10 protein-coding genes are annotated in these 14,839 nt (G+C 35.2%); 5 read left to right on the top strand and 5 right to left on the bottom strand.

Going from position 1 to position 14,839, the window contains the following annotated elements:
* Positions 1-27 precede the first annotated feature (27 nt).
* The 3 genes from ACFQ02_RS05770 (at position 28) to fbpC (ending at position 4,247) form a co-directional block, all read left to right on the top strand.
* Positions 28-1,059 (top strand): ABC transporter substrate-binding protein, encoded by a 1,032-nt coding sequence (locus ACFQ02_RS05770; RefSeq protein ID WP_380820447.1) that lies wholly within the window; start codon positions 28-30, stop codon positions 1,057-1,059.
* Positions 1,060-1,080: 21 nt separating this feature from the next.
* A complete protein-coding gene (locus ACFQ02_RS05765; protein WP_380820445.1) occupies positions 1,081-3,138 on the top strand; it encodes an ABC transporter permease in 2,058 nt (685 codons plus the stop codon).
* 62 nt (positions 3,139-3,200) lie between these two features.
* Positions 3,201-4,247 (top strand): ferric ABC transporter ATP-binding protein, encoded by a 1,047-nt coding sequence (gene fbpC, locus ACFQ02_RS05760; RefSeq protein WP_380820442.1) that lies wholly within the window; start codon positions 3,201-3,203, stop codon positions 4,245-4,247.
* A gap of 70 nt (positions 4,248-4,317) precedes the next feature.
* Here fbpC and fabB read toward each other — a convergent pair whose 3' ends face one another.
* A complete protein-coding gene (gene fabB, locus ACFQ02_RS05755) occupies positions 4,318-5,538 on the bottom strand; it encodes a beta-ketoacyl-ACP synthase I (RefSeq protein ID WP_380820440.1) in 1,221 nt (406 codons plus the stop codon).
* A gap of 155 nt (positions 5,539-5,693) precedes the next feature.
* On the opposite strand from fabB, the gene mnmC reads away from it, so the two are divergent.
* Positions 5,694-7,733, top strand: a complete 2,040-nt coding sequence (gene mnmC / locus ACFQ02_RS05750) for a bifunctional tRNA (5-methylaminomethyl-2-thiouridine)(34)-methyltransferase MnmD/FAD-dependent 5-carboxymethylaminomethyl-2-thiouridine(34) oxidoreductase MnmC (RefSeq protein ID WP_380820437.1) — start codon at positions 5,694-5,696, stop codon at positions 7,731-7,733.
* A gap of 68 nt (positions 7,734-7,801) precedes the next feature.
* Here mnmC and metG read toward each other — a convergent pair whose 3' ends face one another.
* Positions 7,802-9,868: a methionine--tRNA ligase gene (gene metG / locus ACFQ02_RS05745; protein WP_380820434.1), complete on the bottom strand. Its 2,067-nt coding sequence runs from the start codon at positions 9,866-9,868 to the stop codon at positions 7,802-7,804.
* A gap of 162 nt (positions 9,869-10,030) precedes the next feature.
* Here metG and apbC point away from each other — a divergent pair, with 162 nt between their 5' ends.
* Positions 10,031-11,155 (top strand): iron-sulfur cluster carrier protein ApbC, encoded by a 1,125-nt coding sequence (gene apbC / locus ACFQ02_RS05740; protein ID WP_380820432.1) that lies wholly within the window; start codon positions 10,031-10,033, stop codon positions 11,153-11,155.
* Between the two features lie 169 nt (positions 11,156-11,324).
* Here apbC and ACFQ02_RS05735 read toward each other — a convergent pair whose 3' ends face one another.
* From ACFQ02_RS05735 to oppB, 3 genes are read right to left on the bottom strand one after another with little or no spacing between them, the layout of a single operon-like run.
* Positions 11,325-12,920 carry an ABC transporter ATP-binding protein gene (locus ACFQ02_RS05735; RefSeq protein ID WP_380820429.1) on the bottom strand — a complete coding sequence of 532 codons (1,596 nt, stop codon included), beginning with the start codon at positions 12,918-12,920 and terminating at the stop codon, positions 11,325-11,327.
* 8 nt (positions 12,921-12,928) lie between these two features.
* A complete protein-coding gene (gene oppC / locus ACFQ02_RS05730) occupies positions 12,929-13,849 on the bottom strand; it encodes an oligopeptide ABC transporter permease OppC (protein WP_380820427.1) in 921 nt (306 codons plus the stop codon).
* Between the two features lie 9 nt (positions 13,850-13,858).
* A complete protein-coding gene (oppB, locus tag ACFQ02_RS05725; protein ID WP_380820424.1) occupies positions 13,859-14,782 on the bottom strand; it encodes an oligopeptide ABC transporter permease OppB in 924 nt (307 codons plus the stop codon).
* Positions 14,783-14,839 lie beyond the last annotated feature (57 nt).

Genomic DNA, 14,839 nt, shown 5'->3' with positions numbered 1-14,839 from the left:
AAGATCATTCTTACTAGGAGGATGAATATGAAATTATCTAAAGTTGCTTTGTCTCTTTCTACGTTGCTTTTTGCAGAGTTATTTAGCTCTCAAACACTAGCTGAGCCATCGGGAAGAGTAGTAGTTTATTGTAGTGCTCAAAATGTAGTATGTGAAAAAGCAGTTCAGGGTTTTTCTGAAAAATACAATATTCAAGCTTCATTTATTCGCAATAGTTCAGGTAGTACTTTGGCGAAAATGGTAGCAGAGAAAAATAATCCTCAGGCTGATGTTTGGTTTGGTGGACCATTTGATACTCATTTACAGGCTGTAGAACTTGGTCTTGTTGAACCTTACTCTTCACCGAAATTAGCAGAAGTGTTGCCTCAATTCCAAAAATTGGGGAATGGAAACAGTTCTGTTGTATACATGGGGGTTTTAGGATTTGGTGTAAATACTGAGAGATTAAAACAGTTAGGTATTACTCAAACTCCAAAATGCTGGAAAGATCTCCTTGATCCTCGCCTTAAAAACGAGATTCAATTAGCAGATCCACAAAGTTCAGGTACTGCCTATACAGCGATTGCGACATTTATCCAGTTGTGGGGAGAAGATAAGGCTTTTGATTATTTGAAAAAACTTCATAAAAATGTTTCTCAATATCCTAAAGCTGGTACGGCTCCTTCAAGAAATACTGCAAGGGGTGAGACAGCAATTGGAGTTGGATTTTTACAAAATTATTCCTTTGAAAAAGCAAATGGAGCACCTATTGAGCTAGTTGTGCCTTGTGAAGGAACTGGTTATGAACTAGGTGGGATTAGCATCATTAAAAAAGCAAGAAATTTGGAAAATGCAAAATTATTTGCAGATTGGGTTATGTCAAAAGAAGCTCAAGAACTCTCTTGGCAAAAAGCACAATCCCATCATATTCCAACTAATGTTAATGCTAAACCGTCACCTTATTCACTTAAACCAACAGAATTAAATTTAATTAATTATGATTTTGATCGATTTGGGGCAAATGAAGTTCGTAGTAAGATAATTGATAAATGGGTTACGGAAGTCAAATTAGCAAAATAATTTTTGTTTCACGGAGGTTTTATGAGTGAACAGACACAGATATTTAAAAGTAACCTAGTGTGGATTTTATTGTCATTCATTGGGTTTATTGTGTTGCCAACGATGACACTACACTATGGTATAACAGACTCTACTGCTGAAGAAATTTACGAGGCAATGGGATGGTCTAAACTTAATTTGAGTTGGATTTGGTTTAGTTCATTATTAGTTGTACCAATACTCTCTTATTTATTTAAAAATGAAGGGGAGCAAAAACAAGGAAAGGTTGAGTTTCTTGCTGTTGTAGGGATCTTTTCTTTTATATTTTTGTCTGCCATTTTACAAAAATTTAGTCTTGGATATTCTATTTTTGTTTTAGTTATTGCATTGGTTGCATTAGCAACTAATGCTTTAGCAAAAATGAAATTTATGCAAGGAGATAAATTTATTATATTTTCTCTAATTAGCATTATTTTACTTATTTTCTTCTTTATCGTTTATCCAACTTTTGCCATTTTTATTTCAATGTTCTATGACGGTTCAGAATTTGTTCCAACCCAAGTATTGGACATTGTAAGTAAACCGTATGTCTTGCGTGTAATTGGAAACTCATTAGCTGTTGCATTTACTATTGGTATTTTAGCGACTTCATTTGGTTTAGTTTTCGCTCTTTATACTACTAGAATAGCTAAACGTACTGCTGTAATAGGTAAAATATTTTCTATTTTACCTATTGTTACACCTCCTTTTGTCGTTGGATTAGGGGTAACATTAATGTTGGGACGTTCTGGTTATGTAACGTCATTCTTAGTTGAATATTTTGGATTTAGCAGCAACTGGCTATATGGTTTTACGGGTATTGTAATAGCTCACACTTTGGCACTTACCCCTATGTCATTTATGATTTTAGAAGGAGCATTAAAATCTATACATCCTTCTATTGAGGAAGCTTCATATACATTAAGAGCTAACCGTTATCAAACTTTTTTTCATATTATTTTCCCATTATTAAAACCAGCATTAGCAAATTCATTCTTGGTTGTTGCAATTCAATCATTAGCTGATTTTAGTACTCCGTTGGTTCTTGGTGGTAGTTTTGATGTTATTTCATCACAAATTTATTTCTACATTGCAGGGTCTCAGTTAGATTATGCTTCAGCTAGTACATTAGGTACAATATTGCTCATATTTTCTTTAGCAATCTTTATTATTCAATATTGGTGGATTGGTAACCGCTCTTATGTGACTGTATCAGGGAAGTCTTACCGTGGAGACGTTCAAGAACTACCAACTACTTTAAAATATATTATTATTTTTACTTTAGGCTTTTGGGTCATTTTTAATGCGGTCTTATATGGAAGCATCTTTTATGGTAGCTTCACTAGAAATTGGGGGGTTGATTACACTTTCACATTACAACATTACATTACATTGTTTGGTCAAGGATTTAATGATGGGGCTTGGCCTTCACTAATTCAAACCGTAATTTTTGCTGCTAGTGCTGCACCAATTACAGCTATTTTTGGATTGCTTATTGCGTATATCACAGTAAGAAGGGATTTTAAAGGTAAAAAAACTTTAGAGTTTTTAACTTTGCTCTGCTTCGCTGTACCTGGTACGGTTGCTGGTGTTTCTTATATCATCGCATTTAATGATGCACCAATTTACCTCACAGGTACGGGGCTGATCATTATTCTTTCAATGGTAATGCGTAACATGCCTGTTGGTATGCGAGCAGCGGTTGCGGGGCTAGGGCAATTGGATAAATCTCTTGATGAAGCTTCACTCTCATTGAAAGGTAGCTCCTTAAAAACTATTTGGTTCATTGTTTTTCCATTATTAAAACCAGCTTTACTTTCTGCATTAGTGACTAGCTTTGTGCGAGCTATGACTACTGTTAGTGCGATAGTATTTTTAGTGACAGCAGATACTCGTGTTGCAACAGCTTATATCTTGAATAGGGTAGAAGACGGTGAATATGGTATTGCTATTGCTTATGGTTCAATTTTAATTGTTGTAATGATGGCGATTATTTTATTTTTCGATTGGATAGTTGGAGACACACGGATCTCCCGTTCTAAAGCGAAAAAAATGAATTAATAAATAAGAAAAAGTGCGGTGTAAAATTTGTTTTACCCAATTAAAAAAATTAAGGATAACTTATGAGCGATAATTTTTTAGTATTAAAGAATATAACAAAAGCCTTTGGTAAATCTGTTGTGATTGATGATTTGGATTTAGTGATTAAACGAGGAACAATGGTTACTTTGCTTGGTCCTTCTGGTTGTGGAAAAACTACAGTGTTACGATTAGTAGCAGGATTAGAGAATCCGACATCAGGACAAATCTTTATTGATGGTGAGGATGTAACTAAGTCTTCTATTCAGCAGAGAGATATTTGTATAGTCTTTCAATCTTATGCTCTTTTCCCTCATATGTCGATTGGTGATAATGTTGGTTATGGCTTAAGAATGCAAAGAGTGAGCGGTGAAGAACGTAAGAAACGCATCAAAGAGGCTCTTGAATTAGTAGATTTAGCTGGATTTGAAGATCGTTATGTGGATCAGATTTCAGGAGGACAACAACAACGAGTCGCTTTAGCTCGAGCATTAGTTCTCAAACCAAAAGTGTTACTGTTTGATGAACCTTTGAGTAATCTTGATGCTAATTTACGTCGTGCAATGCGTGAAAAAATCCGTGAGTTACAACAACATCTGGGCATCACTTCACTTTATGTTACTCATGATCAAACAGAAGCATTTGCTGTATCTGATGAAGTAATAGTAATGAATAAAGGAAAAATTATGCAAAAAGCACCAGCAAGAGTGCTTTATCAACGTCCTAACTCATTATTTTTGGCTAATTTCATGGGTGAAAGTAGTATTTTCGATGGCTATTTGAAATCTAATACAGTGACTGTAAACGGTTATAATTTTAGTTTACCAAATGCCACTGATTTTGGGGTATCGGAAGGTGAGTGCTTAGTTGGTATCCGTCCAGAAGCTGTGAGTTTAAAAGAAACGGGTGAAGGACATCAACAATGTAATATAAAAAGTGCAGTTTACATGGGAAATCATTGGGAAATTGTAGTTGATTGGGCTGGTCGAGATTTATTAGTTAATACCAATCCAGATTATTTTGATCCAAATGCGACAAAACTTTATGTGCATTTATCAGATCAAGGTGTATTCTTGCTGAATAAGTCTTAATTTATCAATAAAAAGTGCGGTTAAAATGACCGCACTTTTTGAGCTATCTAATGCTAGTTTTCAGATGCATCTATTTGGAATAGCGTCTAAAAATTAAAGCTGCATTAGTGCCACCAAAACCAAAGCTATTTGACATCACGGTATTTAAGCCAGCATCTTTTTTGGTTTCAGTCACAATATTCATACCTATAGCTTGTTCGTCTAAGGTTTCGATATTGATACTTGGAGCAATAAAATCATTTTCAAGCATCAGTAAAGAATAAATAGCTTCGTGAGCTCCCGCAGCTCCTAAAGAGTGTCCAGTCATAGACTTAGTTGAAGATATTGGCGGAATGTTGTCACCAAAAACAGCTTTAATAGCACAAAGTTCTTTGACATCACCCACTGGAGTTGATGTGCCATGTACATTGATATAGTCAATGGGACTATCTACAGTTGCCATTGCTTGTTTCATACACCGTTCTGCACCTTCGCCACTTGGTGCAACCATATCATAGCCATCAGATGTTGCACCATATCCCACAATTTCAGCATAAATTTTAGCACCTCGAGCAAGGGCATGTTCTAATTCTTCTACAACAACAACGGCTCCACCACCAGCAATTACAAAGCCATCACGATTTGCATCATATGCTCGAGATGCTTTTTCAGGCGTATCATTATATTTGGTGGAAACAGCCCCCATTGCATCAAATTCTGTTGCACATTCCCAAGATAATTCTTCCGCACCGCCTGCGAAAACGACATCTTGTTTACCTAATTGAATAAGTTCTAAGGCATGACCAATACAATGTGCAGAAGTAGCACAAGCAGAGCTAATACTGTAGTTTACACCTCGAATTTTATAGGGGGTTGCTAAACATGCAGATACACTAGATGCCATGGTTTTAGTTACTGCATAAGGTCCAATTGCTTTTACACCACGAGGTCCACGAACTGCATCGCAAGCAATCAATTGATTATGTGCCGAACCTGTTCCTGCACCAATCACTAAGCCAGTGCGATCATTAGAAACTTGCTCATCTGTTAATCCTGAGTCAGCAATAGCCTCTTTCATTGAAAGGTAAGCATATGCAGCGGCATCACCCATAAAGCGGAATACTTTGCGATCAATCAATTCTGCTGGATTTAATTTAATTGTACCAGCAACATGACTACGCATTTTTGCTTCAATAAATTCTGGTACAACTTCAATACCAGATTTTCCTGCTTTTAATGAATCTAATACTTCTTGTTTGTTATTTCCAATGCTGGAAATGATACCGAGACCAGTGATTACGGCTCTTTTCATGGATTATTCCTCATGAGTTGAAAAGTGATATAAAATTATTAGTTAAATTACTACTAATTGAAAATATTGCAAGTTTTTATTCTAAGGTTCGACCAATAAAAAAATTTCCGTTATTATAGCAAAATTCCGTAATAGCAACAAAAAGATGTTTTCCGATGTTTAAAATTCAGTATGCAGATATTAAGTTTAATGCACAAAATACCCCAGTATCTAATCAATTTGATGATATTTATTTTTCTACTCAAGATGGATTAAAAGAAACAGAGTATGTTTTTTTGCAAGGGAATCAATTATGGGAACGATGGCTTAATTTTAATCAACCTCATTTTATCATTGCTGAAACAGGTTTTGGAACAGGATTGAATTTTTTTGCTACAGTGCTGTTATTTCGTAAATTTCGGTTAGAGAATTCTCATTCACCATTAAAGCGTTTATTTTTTCTCTCTTTCGAACAATTTCCTATTCACCCTAAACAGCTAAAAATAGCTTATCAGTATTATCCGCAATTTACTGAATTAGTAGAGCAATTTTGTAATAACTGGATTGATCCTATTAATGGTTGTTACCGTTTTCATTTTACTGAATGTTATTTAGATCTTTGGTTAGGGGATATTGAAAAGAATTTACCTCAACTTGGGGACTATATGTACAATAAAATTGATGCATGGTTTCTAGATGGTTTTGCACCAAATAAAAATCCACAAATGTGGAATGAAAAACTTTATCAAGCGATGTATTGTTATACTAAACCGCAAGGAAGTTTTGCGACTTTTACAGCAGCAAGCACAGTTAGAAAAGGTTTGCAAGATGCAGGATTTGATGTTCAAAAACGCAAAGGTTTTGGACTAAAAAGAGAATGTTTATATGGGCTGAAACATGATAAATCAACAGAAAGTTTTAGACCTTCACCGCAATTTGCTTGGTATCTCGCACAATCAGCAAAACTAGAAAATAATCTAGAAAATGTTGATGTTGCTCTTGTTGGTGGAGGAATTGCATCATTATTTACCGCACTTTCTTTATTGGAACGGGGTGCAAAAGTGACACTTTATTGCGAAGATGAAGAGCCTGCATTGAATGCATCAGGTAACAAACAAGGAGCATTTTATCCACAATTAAGTGATGATGATAATCGTAATGTTCGTTTTTACATCCATGCTTTTGCTTATGGCTTGCAACGTTTACGTTGGGCAAAATCAAAATTTGTTTTTGAGCATGAATTTTGTGGTGTTGCACTTTGCGGCTATAACTGTAGAGCCACCTCAAAACTGAATAAAATTGCTCAACTTGGATTACCAGATTCTCTTTATCACGTTCTCAATCAAACAGAATTAAGTGAAAAAGTAGGATTGGATTTACCTTGTGGAGGGGCATTTATTGAGCAAGGTGCATGGCTTGCACCTCGTGAATTTGTACAAACAGCATTTACTTTTTTACAAAAGTACGGTCTAAAAATCAAAATTTTGCAAAAAATTACAGGACTAGAATGGCAAAATAATATGTGGGTTTTAACTAACCAACACAACACACAAATTAAACACCAAATTGTTGTATTAGCGAATGGATATAAAATCACAGACTTTCCACAAACTAAAGCATTACCTCTTTATCCTGTAAGAGGACAAGTTAGTCAAATTGCTACAACAAGAAAGTTATTGAACTTAAAAACGGTGCTTTGTTATGACGGCTATTTAACTCCTGTAGATTTAGCTAAAACTAGTCATTGTATTGGGGCAAGTCATGTTAGAGATAATGCTGAACGTACTTTTAGTTTACAGGAACAGTTAGAAAATCAAATAAAAATTCAGCAAAATTTATCACCAGCGAGTTGGATTAATGATGTTGATACATCAAAAAATCAAGCACGAGTTGGTGTACGCTGTTCGGTAAGAGATCGCATTCCAATAGTTGGAAACGTACCAAACTTTTCACAGCAATTGGTAGACTATAGAAATTTGTTCAATTTACGCCGACGTAAACAAGCTATTGCTGACGCTGCCCATTTTCCAAATTTATATTTAGTTGGGGCATTAGGCTCAAGAGGATTAACGTCAGCACCTTTACTTGGAGAATATCTGGCATCATTGATTTTTGGTGAACCTTTACCGCTTAGTGAAGATATTATTCATGCATTAAGTCCTAATAGAAGTTGGTTACGTAAATTATTAAAAGGTACATCAGTAGAATCAATTTAAAAGAAATGCCTTTCATTACCGAAAGGCATTGCTGAAATTAGATAGTAACTTTTAAATATTACTGAATGCTAGCTTACACGGCTACCAGCACGAACACCCTCATCGACGTTAAGTAGATAAAGATCCGTGCCATCTGTGCCAGCGGTTAGGATCATTCCTTCTGATACACCAAATTTCATTTTGCGAGGAGCAAGATTTGCTACCATCACAACAAAACGCCCAGCAAGTTGTTCTGGAGTATTATATGCAGATTTAATTCCTGAAAAAACTTGCCGAGTTTCACTACCTAAGTCAAGAGTAAATTTTAACAATTTCTTACTTTCTGGTACTGCTTCACACTTGATAACTTTAGCTATTCGTAAATCAATTTTGGAAAAATCATCAATGGTAATTTGCTCAGCAAAAGGCTCAATTTCCGTTGAAGTGCGGTCATTTTTGACTCTATTTTTTATTTCGTTAGAATTTATCGGCGGATTAAGTTTTGTATTTTCAGTCTTAGAGCTTTCGATCATCATTTCAATTTGTTTCATTTCTAATCGTGAGAAAAGTGGTTTAAATGGAGCAAGTTGATGATTTAGTAATGGTTTAGATAAATTTTGCCAGTTTATCTCTGTTTGTAAGAAAATTTCTGCACGTTGTGCTAATTGAGGCAACACTGGTTTTAAGTAACCCATTAGTATGCGAAATAACTGAATTCCCATTGAACAGACTTGTTGTAATTCTACTGAACGAGTTTCATCTTTTGCAATTATCCAAGGTGCTTTGTTGTCAATATATTTATTAGCTTTATCTGTTAGAGCCATGATTTCACGAATTGCTTTGCTAAATTCACGGTTTTCGTAAAATGTAGCAATTTGTTCTGATTGCATAGCAAATTCAGCAAAAAGGGACTCATCTTCAAGTTTATCTGCCAATTTTCCATCAAAACGTTTTTGAATAAATCCAGCATTTCGAGCGGCTAAATTTACTAATTTATTAACAATATCAGTATTAACACGTTGCACAAAATCCTCTAAATTTAAATCTAAATCATCAATTCGATTACTCAATTTTGCTGCATAATAATAGCGTAAGTATTCAGGATCTAAGTGATTTAAATAAGTAGAAGCTTGAATAAATGTACCGCGAGATTTTGACATTTTCTCACCATTTACGGTGACATAACCATGTACAAAAATATTATTTGGCTTACGTAAATTGGCTCCTTCTAACATTGCAGGCCAAAATAAGCTATGAAAATACATAATATCTTTACCAATAAAATGGTAAAGTTCTGTTTGACTATCTTTTTTCCAAAATTCATCAAAATCAATACCGCTCTTTTTATTACATAAATTTTTAAAAGATGCCATGTAACCAATAGGTGCATCTAGCCAGACGTAAAAATATTTATTTTCAGTGTTTGGGATCTTAAAGCCAAAATAAGGCGCATCTCGAGAAATATCCCATTGCTGCAAGCCCGCTTCAAACCATTCTTGCATTTTATTTGCTACTTCTTGCTGTAAGGAGCCAGAAGAAATCCAATTTTTTAGCATAGTTTCAAATGCAGGAAGATCAAAGAAAAAATGTTCGCTTTGTTTTAGTATAGGCGTTGCTCCAGATACAGTTGAACGTGGATTGTTTAATTCGGTTGGACTATAAGTTGCAGAACAAACTTCACAGTTATCTCCATATTGCTCTTCAGCTTTACATTTTGGACAAGTGCCTTTTACAAAGCGATCAGGTAAAAACATTGATTTTTCAGGATCGAAAAGTTGCGAAATAGTACGATGTTTAATGAAGCCATTTTCATTCAATTTATTATAGATTATTTCAGATAATTGACGGTTTTCATCGCTGTGAGTAGAGTAGTAATTATCAAAATTAATATTAAATCCAGCAAAATCAGCCATATGACTTTTTTGTACATCGTTGATCAGTTGTTCTGGCGTTATACCCATTTGATCTGCTTTCAGCATGATTGGTGTACCATGAGCATCATCGGCACATACAAAATAAATTTCATTACCACGCATGCGTTGAAAACGTACCCAAATATCCGCTTGAATATGTTCTAACATATGCCCTAAATGGATTGGTCCATTGGCATAGGGTAAAGCACAAGTAACTATAATTTTACGAACTAAATTTGACATATTATTTCTTTAACCTTCGATAATTTTTCAAAAAATTGACAAAATTTTACCTGAATAGCAGTATTTTTTCCAGTTTAACCGCACTTTTTGAAAATTAGACTTAACATAGTCCTTTTCACGTGGTTAAATACTCTCAACATTATTTTTACGCTGAGGAATGTTATGGCGATTTCCTTTTCTGCAAATTTAATTGAAGAACAGAAGCAACAAATTAAAGAAAAATTTACAGAATTTCAATTTGATAGTTTAGAAAAAAATTTAATTGCTCTTGGAGCATTGAAAAAAGTCGAGCTAAAGGACGATGTTTTGTATGTCAAAATAGTTTTGCCTTTTTTATGGCAACAAGGATTTGAACAATTAAAGACCGCACTTTCTGTAAGTTTAAAGGAAATCGCTGCTGCTAAAGAAATTAAATGGCAGCTAAACTATAACATTGCTACTTTAAAACGGGCGAACAATCATCCAGCAGTGAAGGGTGTAAAAAATATTATTGCAGTCAGCTCAGGTAAGGGTGGGGTAGGAAAATCAACGATTTCGGTGAATCTTGCTTTAGCATTGAAAGTGTTAGGTGCAAATGTCGGAATTTTAGATGGCGACATTTATGGTCCCTCTATACCTCATATGCTTGGTGTAGCAGAACAGCGTCCAACTTCACCCGATAATAAGCACATTGAGCCAATTCAAGCTTATGGTATTGTTGCAAATTCTATTGGTTTTTTAATGGATGCAAATAGTGCAACTATTTGGCGGGGACCAATGGCAAGTAGTGCATTAAATCAATTATTACAGGAAACGCTGTGGGCTAAAAATAGTGTGGAATTGGATTATTTAATTATAGATATGCCACCTGGAACGGGTGATATCCAGTTGACTTTATCTCAACAGATCCCAGTGACGGGGGCTTTAGTGGTTACAACACCACAAGATATTGCTTTAATTGATGCAATAAAAGGTGTCTCAATGTTTCAGAGAGTATCTGTGCCTGTTGTCGGGATAGTAGAAAATATGTCAGTGCATATTTGTAGTAAGTGCGGTTATCACGAGCCTATTTTTGGTACTGGTGGAGCCTTTAAAATGGCGGAAAAATATGGTGTAAAAGTACTTTCTCAGCAGCCATTACATATTCGTTTACGTGAGGATATGGATAAAGGTGAGCCAACAGTAGTTTCCGAGCCTAACAATCCGATTTCTCAGTCTTTTTTAAAGTTGGCAGAGACAGTTTCAACTCGACTTTATTGGCAAGGCGATGTTATTCCAAGCGAGATTTTATTTAAAGCGGTAGAATAACTCCTATTATATTAGCGTGTTATATTTTTTCTATTTTTGTATTCGCTTTTTATTTTTGAGTAAAGAAAAAGAGGATTAGATTTTGTGAGCTGAAAGCAAGGCTTTACCGAAGCCTTGAAGCCGTAAAATATAGCCCGCCCCTGCTAAAAGCAGGGGAAGCTCAAAAATGTTACAGATTAGATGCAGCAATTAAACGTTTTGTATAAGGATTTTGTGGATTATGGAAAATTTGATCTGCATTACCTTTTTCCACAATATCCCCTTTACTCATTACAATTACATTATCACTTAAAGCTTTTACCACAGCTAAATCATGGCTAATAAAAATGTAACTCAATCCATACTTGCGTTGTAAACGATTTAATAGTTCTACGACAGTAATTTGCGTAGAACGATCTAGAGCAGAAGTCGGTTCATCAAGTAACACAAATTTTGGTTCAAGGATAATTGCACGAGCAATAGCGATACGTTGACGTTGTCCGCCTGAAAATTCATGAGGATAGCGATTGATCATACTCGGTGATAAATTTACTTCTTCGAGTGTTTTCATCACTTTTTCACGTCTTTCTTTTTTAGTCATTTGCGGATAATGTACGGTTAAACCTTCAGCAATAATTTCACCGATAGTTAAGCGTGGTGACAACGAATTAAAAGGATCTTGAAATACAATTTGCATATCTTTTTTCAAGGCTTTTCGTTCTGTTTTTGAAAGAGAAGAAATTTCTTTTCCCTCAAATTTTAAATTGCCATCGTACTCTAGAATTTGCATAATGGCACGTCCTAAAGTAGATTTTCCTGAACCAGATTCTCCAACTATGCCTAATGTTTCACCTACTTTTAAATCAAATGAAACATCTTTTACAGCATGAAACAGTTTTTTTGCTTTACCAAATAAATTACGTTTTAATATATAATCAATGAAAATACGATCGCCACGAATTAGTGTGTCAGCATTTTCTTTAATTGGATGCTTTAAATCTTCTGGAATTGGCGTGAGCAATTCTTTAGTGTAAGGATGTGTTGGATTATTAAACACATCTTGTGTCTTGCCTCGCTCTACGATTTCACCATTTTGCATTACACAAACATTATCGCTGTATTTCTGCACTAAGCGTAAGTCATGAGAAATCAGAATAATCGCCATTCCCATATCTCTCTGTAATTCCAACATTAAATCAAGGATCTCAGCTTGAGTAGTAACATCAAGTGCGGTTGTTGGTTCATCTGCAATGAGCAAATCAGGCTTGTTAATGATTGCCATAGCGATCATAATGCGTTGCAATTGACCGCCTGAAAATTCATGAGGATAACAATTAAATTTTTTTGTCACATCAGGGATTTTTACTTTTTGTAACATTTCTAAAGCATGTTGTACAGTTTCTGATTTTGACATTTGGGGATTATGGATTGCAGCAGCTTCGGCAACCTGTTCACCGATTGGTAAATAGGGATTAAGAGAAGTCATTGGCTCTTGGAAAATCATTGCCATGCGATCACCACGAAGGCGTTGCAAGTCTTTCTCCGATAAAGTTAAAATCTCATTATTTTCAAATAAAATACTAGAATCCGCACTATAGCTAATGATATTTTTGGGTAATAACTGCATAATTGCCATAGAAGTGACGGATTTTCCTGAACCTGACTCACCTACAATAGCGAGAGTTTGTCCCGAGCTAATACTGAAAGAAACGTTACGCACAGCGTGAATTTGTTCTTCATCGGTTTTCAGATAAACATTTAAATTCTTAACATCTAATAAATTCATAATTATTCCTATTTATCTTTTGGATCAAGTGCGTCACGCAAGCCATCACCGATAAAATTAAAACAAAATAGCGTTAAACATAAGAAAAATGCAGGAAATGCAAGTAACCAAGGTGATGTTTCCATCTGTGCCGCACCATCGCTTAATAATGCTCCCCAGCTACTCATAGGCTCTTGTGTCCCTAATCCTAAAAAGCTCAAAAAAGATTCAAATAAAATGAGTGATGGCACTTCCAAAGAAGCATATACAACAACAATCCCTAGCACGTTAGGAACAATATGTCGCCAAATGATTTGACGCTTTGATACGCCACAGACAATTGCAGCCTCTACAAATTCTTTATTTTTTAAACTAAGGGTTTGTCCTCGAACGATACGGGCTAAACTTAGCCACGCTATCATGCCGATGGCAACAAAAATAAGTAGAATATTTTGTCCAAAGAAAGTGACTAGCAGAATCACAAAAAACATAAATGGGAAAGAACTTAAAATTTCTAAAGCACGCATCATCAGCATATCTGTTTTACCACCGATATAGCCTGAAATAGCACCATAAATTGTACCTATGATAACAGCAATAAATGCACCAGCAATTCCAACCATCAATGATACTCGTCCACCTATAGCGACTCTAACTAATAAGTCACGTCCAGAAGAATCGGTACCAAAGTAATGTCCAGATGCTAAATCGGGAGCAATATTCATCATATTCCAATCCGTATCATCATAACTAAAAGGCATGAGCATTGGTGCAAATATGATAAACAATAACATGATAAAAATTGTTACTAAACTAGCAACGGCTGCTTTATTGCGGAAAAAACGGCTACGTGCTTTTTGCCAAAGGCTACGACCTTCTACGATAGCCTCTTCAGTTTGTTGCATAAAGTTGTCTGCAACTTGTTGATTTTTTTGATTATTAGTTAACATTATCAGTCCTTATGAATAGCGGATCTTTGGATCAATTACAGCATATAAAATATCCACTAAAGCGTTAAAGGTGATGGTTAAAGTACCAACTAAAATAGTGAGGCTTAATACTAAAGAATAATCTCGATTTAATGCACCGTTAACAAATAGCTGTCCTAAACCAGGTAAACCAAAAACACTTTCAATTACCATTGAGCCAGTTATGATCCCAACAAAAGCTGGAGCAAGATAGCTAATTACTGGAAGCAAAGTTGGGCGTAATGCATGTTTGAATATAATTTTTTTCATTGGTAATCCCTTAGCTCTAGCCGTGCGGATAAAGTTAGAATGCAACACTTCAATCATAGAGCCTCTTGTGATACGAGCAATTCCTGCTACATAACCAATAGTTAGAGAGAGAACTGGTAAGACCATATAATAAACTTGTCCACCATTCCAACCTCCAGCAGGAAGCCATTTTAACCAAATAGCAAAAAATAAAACTAATAACGGAGCAAAAACAAAACTTGGCATAATAATCCCCGTCATTGCAAATCCCATGACAATATAATCCCAGCGAGTATTTTGTTTTAGTGCTGCGACAGTACCAGCTAGAATGCCAATAATTACAGCGAAAATAAAAGAAACAATACCTAGTTTTAAAGAAACAGGAAAAGCTGAAGCGATTAAATTATTAACTGTTTGATCTTTATACTTAAATGATGGTCCAAAATCACCGTGAGCAAGATTTTTTAAATATAATCCATATTGAGTTAAGAGCGGTTCATTTAAGTGATATTTTGCTTCAATGTTTGCCATTACTTCGGGAGGATAAGCACGTTCAGATGTAAAAGGACTACCAGGTGCTAAACGCATAAGAAAAAATGAAAATGTAATTAAAATAAACAGAGTAGGAATGGATTCCATTATCCGTTTAATGATAAATTTTAACATCAGTAACTCCAACTTTAAAACAGTGAGGAAACGACCGCACTTCTCACTGGAAAATAG

Origin of the sequence: Seminibacterium arietis, assembly GCF_042675725.1 — a bacterium.
GTDB lineage: Bacteria > Pseudomonadota > Gammaproteobacteria > Enterobacterales > Pasteurellaceae > Seminibacterium > Seminibacterium arietis.
The sequence above is the reverse complement of the archived record's forward strand: the minus strand, read 5'-3'. Positions and strand labels throughout refer to the sequence as shown.

Excerpts from the sequence above, each read along its gene's own strand:
- oppB (WP_380820424.1), bottom strand. The coding sequence starts at position 14,782 with ATGTTAAAATTTATCATTAAACGGATAATGGAATCCATTCCTACTCTG.
- mnmC (WP_380820437.1), top strand. The coding sequence starts at position 5,694 with ATGTTTAAAATTCAGTATGCAGATATTAAGTTTAATGCACAAAATACC.
- oppC (WP_380820427.1), bottom strand. The coding sequence starts at position 13,849 with ATGTTAACTAATAATCAAAAAAATCAACAAGTTGCAGACAACTTTATG.
- ACFQ02_RS05765 (WP_380820445.1), top strand. The coding sequence starts at position 1,081 with ATGAGTGAACAGACACAGATATTTAAAAGTAACCTAGTGTGGATTTTA.
- fabB (WP_380820440.1), bottom strand. The coding sequence starts at position 5,538 with ATGAAAAGAGCCGTAATCACTGGTCTCGGTATCATTTCCAGCATTGGA.
- metG (WP_380820434.1), bottom strand. The coding sequence starts at position 9,868 with ATGTCAAATTTAGTTCGTAAAATTATAGTTACTTGTGCTTTACCCTAT.
- ACFQ02_RS05735 (WP_380820429.1), bottom strand. The coding sequence starts at position 12,920 with ATGAATTTATTAGATGTTAAGAATTTAAATGTTTATCTGAAAACCGAT.
- apbC (WP_380820432.1), top strand. The coding sequence starts at position 10,031 with ATGGCGATTTCCTTTTCTGCAAATTTAATTGAAGAACAGAAGCAACAA.
- fbpC (WP_380820442.1), top strand. The coding sequence starts at position 3,201 with ATGAGCGATAATTTTTTAGTATTAAAGAATATAACAAAAGCCTTTGGT.
- ACFQ02_RS05770 (WP_380820447.1), top strand. The coding sequence starts at position 28 with ATGAAATTATCTAAAGTTGCTTTGTCTCTTTCTACGTTGCTTTTTGCA.